Annotated in this window: 3 protein-coding genes; 1 reads left to right on the plus strand and 2 read right to left on the minus strand. The window is 73.8% G+C overall.

All coding sequences use genetic code 11. The annotated features are described in order from the left end of the window. Nucleotides 1–145 precede the first annotated feature (145 nt). Complete coding sequence (locus ACFWNV_RS39270; RefSeq protein WP_383957028.1) at nucleotides 146–1,357, minus strand: phosphatase PAP2 family protein; 1,212 nt, start codon at nucleotides 1,355–1,357, stop codon at nucleotides 146–148. A gap of 259 nt (nucleotides 1,358–1,616) precedes the next feature. Next, a complete protein-coding gene (locus ACFWNV_RS39275) occupies nucleotides 1,617–2,732 on the minus strand; it encodes a hypothetical protein (protein WP_383957031.1) in 1,116 nt (371 codons plus the stop codon). Nucleotides 2,733–2,976: 244 nt separating this feature from the next. On the opposite strand from ACFWNV_RS39275, the gene ACFWNV_RS39280 reads away from it, so the two are divergent. After that, complete coding sequence (locus tag ACFWNV_RS39280; RefSeq protein ID WP_383957034.1) at nucleotides 2,977–4,665, plus strand: MFS transporter; 1,689 nt, start codon at nucleotides 2,977–2,979, stop codon at nucleotides 4,663–4,665. Nucleotides 4,666–4,817: the final 152 nt, after the last annotated feature.

Raw genomic sequence — 4,817 nt, forward strand, 5'->3', positions numbered from 1 at the left:
CCACCTTCGCGGCGGCGATCAAGAGCGCGGCCGCCACGCTCTGACCTCCACTCCGGCCCCCCCGGCGGGGGCCCCCGGGGGCCCCCGGGGCGCCCCCGGGGCCCCGCCGTGGGTGCGCGAGCGGAGGGGGTGCGTACCGTCCGGCTCAGCCGCCGGTGGCCGGGCGGGGTGCCGCGCCGCGCACCGGGGCGCGCTCTCCGTGGGCCGGGCGGCGGCTGCCGGCCGGGACCCCCGGGGTCCGCTCGGAGCGGATCACGTGCGGCCGGCCGGAGAGGTGTACGGCGGGCCGGGCGGCCGGCTGGTGCCCCGCGCCCGGCGCGGAAGCGGAGGCGGTGGCAGGGGCAGGGGCCGAGACAGAGGCGGAAGCCGAGGCGGCGACCGGCACGGGGGCGGCGGAAGCCGAAGCCTGGGCCGGAACCTGCGCGGGCTCCGCCGCCTCGGGCTGCCGCAGGACGGCCACGGGCTGCGCGGACGGTACGGGCTGCGCCGGCTGCCGTTCCGAAGGCTCCGCGGCGGCCCGTTCCAGCTGCCACTTGCCGCCGGCCGAGAGCAGCGGGACCAGCACCCCGGTGAGGCCCTCGGGCACCTGCCCGGCCTCCACGAGGCTGCGCAGCCGCGCCCGCAGGTCGAAGACGTAGGCCTCGGCCAGGGCGATGAGCGGCTCGAACCACGGCAGTGCCAGCAGTACGAGCAGACCGGCGAGCCAGCCGAGCAGGACGTCGCTGACCCAGTGGGTACCGAGGTAGACGGTGGTGGCGCCGACGCTCAGGGAGACCACGGCGGAGACCAGGGAGAGCACCCGGCGGGTGACGACGGTGGAGGCCAGGTAGGCCAGGATTCCCCAGGTCACGACGGCGTTGGCGGTGTGGCCGGAAGGAAATATATCGCCGCCCGCGAAGAGCTCGGCGGAGCCGATCTCGGTGGCGTAGTGCGGACCGAGCCGGCCCAGGCCGAGCTTGACGGCGCCCACGGTGATGTTGAGCAGCAGCAGCGCCACGCCGAGGGTGATCAGCGGGCGGAGGGTGTGCTGCCGCCAGGACCGCCAGCCGAGCCAGGCCGCGACCATGACCGCCGTCGGGCCGCGCTGGCCGAGGACGACGAGGTAGTCGAGGAAGGCGTGCAGCTGCGGCCACTGCTCGTACGGCCGGAAGAACATGATCTGCCAGTCGAGGCGGACGAGCCAGGAAGTGGCCAGGACCGCGACGACGATCGCCAGGTAGATGCCGAGGGTCGCTCCGAGGAGCACGACGCGGTGCCGGCTCATCCGCGGTGTTTGCAGATGAGCCGGTCGCTCTGGTTCCCGGTCCAGCCGGGCGAACACCCGCTCCAGTCTGGGCAGGATTTGGTCGGTACGCACTCAATCGACGTTACCGCGCGCGGATGGGCGGCCCGGTCGAATCGCGGGCTTTGTGATGACCATGTGATGTGGAGTTGGTCTCACGCGGGACTTAATTCCCGGTATTCGGCCTTTGGTTGGAGCAGGGAAGGTCCCTTCCTGCGGACATTTCCTCGCACACTTAGACCGTCTTTATAACTCCAGGTCAATTGTTTTGCCCAAAGATGGAGCGGAACGATCCATTCCGTGATCTTGGGCGTCCGGGCCCTCCCGCCGCGGCCTACGGCGGACCCGAACCGTTCAGCCAGAAGGCCCCGTACACGGCCGACGCCGCGGCCGACGCGCCCAGCACCGCGGCCGCCCGGCCCGTCCGCCACCGGGCCAGCGCCACCGCCGGCGGGAACACCAGCGGGAAGGCGGGCAGCAGCAGCCGGGGCTTGGAGCCGAAGTACCCGGAGGCGCACAGGGCCAGCGCCACCACGATCCCGGCGTACACCAGCAGCGGTACCGGCTGGCGCCGCCGCACGCAGAGCACGTACAGCCACAGCACCAGCGCGACCCCGGCGATCAGCCCGATCCCGGCGGCGAAGGCCGGGGAGGCCAGCCGCGCCCCGATGAACCGGGCGAACGCCCAGCCGCCGTCGAAGCCGTTGCCCCAGCCGCCCTGCACGTCGAGGTAGCCGGTCAGACCGCCTCCGGTGCGCGCGCCCACCCACAGCACGTACGCCGCCGCGCCGAGCGGGGCCAGCAGCGACCCCGCCACCGGCCGCCACGAGCGCTCCCCGCCGCGCAGGGCCAGGGCGGCCGCCACCCACACCGCCGCGACCACGGCGGCGCCGACCGGGCGGGTCAGCCCCGCCCCGGCCGCGAGCAGGCCTGCGGTGAGCCAGTGCCCGCGCAGCACCCCGTAGAGGCCCCAGGCGGCCAGCGCGGTGAACAGCGATTCGCTGTACGCCATCGACTGCACGATCCCGACGGGCAGCGCGGCCCAGACCGCGACGGCGAACACCCCGGCCCGGCGGCCGTGGACCAGCTCGGCGACCGCGAAGATCCCCCAGGCCGCGGCGAGCCCGGCGAGCGCCGACACCACCAGCCCCGCGGACCCGTATCCGAGCCCGGTGACGGCCGAGACCAGCCGCTCCAGCCAGGGCAGCAGCGGGAAGAAGGCCAGGTTGGAGTGGACGTCGCCGTTCGGGAGCGCCACCTCGTACCCGTACCCCTCGGCGGCGATGCGGGCGTACCAAAGGGAGTCCCAGCGGGCCGAGAGCAGGGTGTGCGGGCTGCTGCCGGCCACCGCCCCCCACACCGCGAGCACCGTCAGCCCCAGCAGCCGCACCGCCACGAACACGGCGAGAGCGGGCGCGGCCCGGCGAAATCCAAGATCCTTCACGGGCATGATTATCGAGGTCCGGGGTGGTCGCGCCCGGGCAGGAAGGGCCGAGGTGTAACGAGTGGCGCACACCACAGCGCAGCCGGCGGCGGGATGAGAGCTTGACCACGTGTCGGACAGCCGAACTCGCGTACGCTGACTCTTCACTCGCGTGTCGACGCCGGACCCCGCAGGACGCCACCCTCCCCACCCGTGGCCCCGAAAAGACGCTGGTCCGCCGAGTGCGAGGGATCACCTGGGAGGTACATGCATGTCGGGGACGAACGCGACCGGCGACAGGAACCCTTCCTCCTGGCAGCGACTGAGGCGACTCGGCGCGGCCTCCGGCGGGGCCAACCGCTGGGCCGTCCTGGCGGTCCTGTGCGTGAGCCTGGTGCTCGTGGCGCTCGACGCGACGATCCTGCACGTCGCCGTCCCCTCCGTCACCGAGGACCTCCGTCCCGGCCCGATGGAACTCCTCTGGATCGTCGACGCCTACCCGCTGGTCTGCGCCGCCCTCCTCATCCTCTTCGGCACCCTCGGTGACCGCGTGGGCCGCCGCCGCGTCCTGCTCCTCGGCTACGGGCTCTTCGGCGCGGCCTCGGCCCTGGCCGCCCTCGCCGACAACGCCCAGGTCCTGATCGCCGCCCGCGCCCTGCTGGGCGTCGGCGGCGCGATGATCATGCCGGCCACCCTGTCGATCCTGCGCCAGGTCTTCCCCGACCGGCGCGAGCGGGCCCTGGCCATCGGCATCTGGACGGCCGTGGCCGCCGTCGGCGCCGCCAGCGGCCCCGTGCTCGGCGGCTTCCTGGTCCAGCACTTCTGGTGGGGCTCGGTCTTCCTCATCAACATCCCGCTCATGATCATGATCCTGCCGCTGGGCCGGTGGCTGCTGCCGGAGTCCAAGGGGACCGCCGACGGGCCCTGGGACGTGCTCGGCGCGCTCATGGCCGCCGGCGGCGTGCTCGGCACGGTCCTCGGGGTCAAGCGGCTCGGCGCGGAGCGCCAGCTCGTCGACCCGCAGGCACTGGTCCCGCTCCTGATCGGGGCCGGGCTGCTCGTCCTCTTCGTCCGGCGCCAGAAGCGCCGCGCGCACCCGCTGATCGACATGCGGATGTTCTCCCGGCCCGCCTTCACCACCTCCGTGGGCTGCATCGTGCTGGCCATGCTGGCGCTGGTCGGCCTGGAACTGATCGCCGTCCAGTACCTCCAGCTCGTGCTGCACCTGAGCCCTCTGGAGACCGGGCTGCGCCTGCTGCCGCTCACCTTCGCCGCGATGGCGGCGGGCGCGACCGGCTCGTACACGCTGTCCCGGACCGGACCGCGCAGGATGGTCTCGCTGGGCTTCGTACTGACCGCCGGCGCGGTCCTGCTCCTCACCTTCATGGGCCAGCACGACCGGCCGGTCCTGCTCACCGTCGGCTTCGTCCTGCTCGGCTTCGGCCTCCAGACCACCCTCTTCGCCGCCTACGAGTCCATGCTGAGCGAGGCTCCGGCCGCGACGGCCGGCGGCGCCGCCTCGATAGGGGAGACCTCCTACCAGCTCGGCGCGGGCATGGGCATCGCCCTGCTGGGCAGCGTGATGAACGCGGCCTACGCCCCCGGCCTGGCGGCGGTCCCCGGAGTGTCCGAGGCCGACTCCACCGGCGCCTCCCACTCCCTCGGCGAGGCCTACCAGATCGCGGCCCGGCTCGGCGGCCCGGCGGGCGAGTCCCTGTTCGCGGCCGCCCGCCACTCCTTCGTACACGGCCTGCACGTCACCCTGGTCGTCAGCGCAGCCCTGCTCCTGGCGGGCGCCGCGATGGCCCTGAAACTCCCCCGCACGATGGAATGCCCGGACCCCGAAGCAGCGGACCCGGTACGCCTCCCCGCCCAACAGACCCCTGAGCCCTCCCCCCGCCCCCGCGTCCCGTCCCAGCCCACCCCCGACCACGACCCGGCCCTCGGCCACCCGGCCTGACAAAACCCAGCCGTCCGGCGCTTGAATCCAGCCGTCCGGCGCTTGAGGACCAGGGTCTGGGGCGGAGCCCCAGAAGGGGTCCGGGCAGCGCCCGGGGAACGGTGGAAGGGCGGGTAGGGGACTTCGCCCCGCAGGGCCGAACCACCCGCACC

Source organism: Streptomyces sp. NPDC058401 (genome assembly GCF_042722885.1).
GTDB lineage: Bacteria > Actinomycetota > Actinomycetes > Streptomycetales > Streptomycetaceae > Streptomyces.

What these genes read in the sequence shown, in the direction of transcription:
- ACFWNV_RS39280 (WP_383957034.1), top strand. Translation starts at nt 2,977, where the DNA reads ATGTCGGGGACGAACGCGACCGGCGACAGGAACCCTTCCTCCTGGCAG.
- ACFWNV_RS39275 (WP_383957031.1), bottom strand. Translation starts at nt 2,732, where the DNA reads ATGCCCGTGAAGGATCTTGGATTTCGCCGGGCCGCGCCCGCTCTCGCC.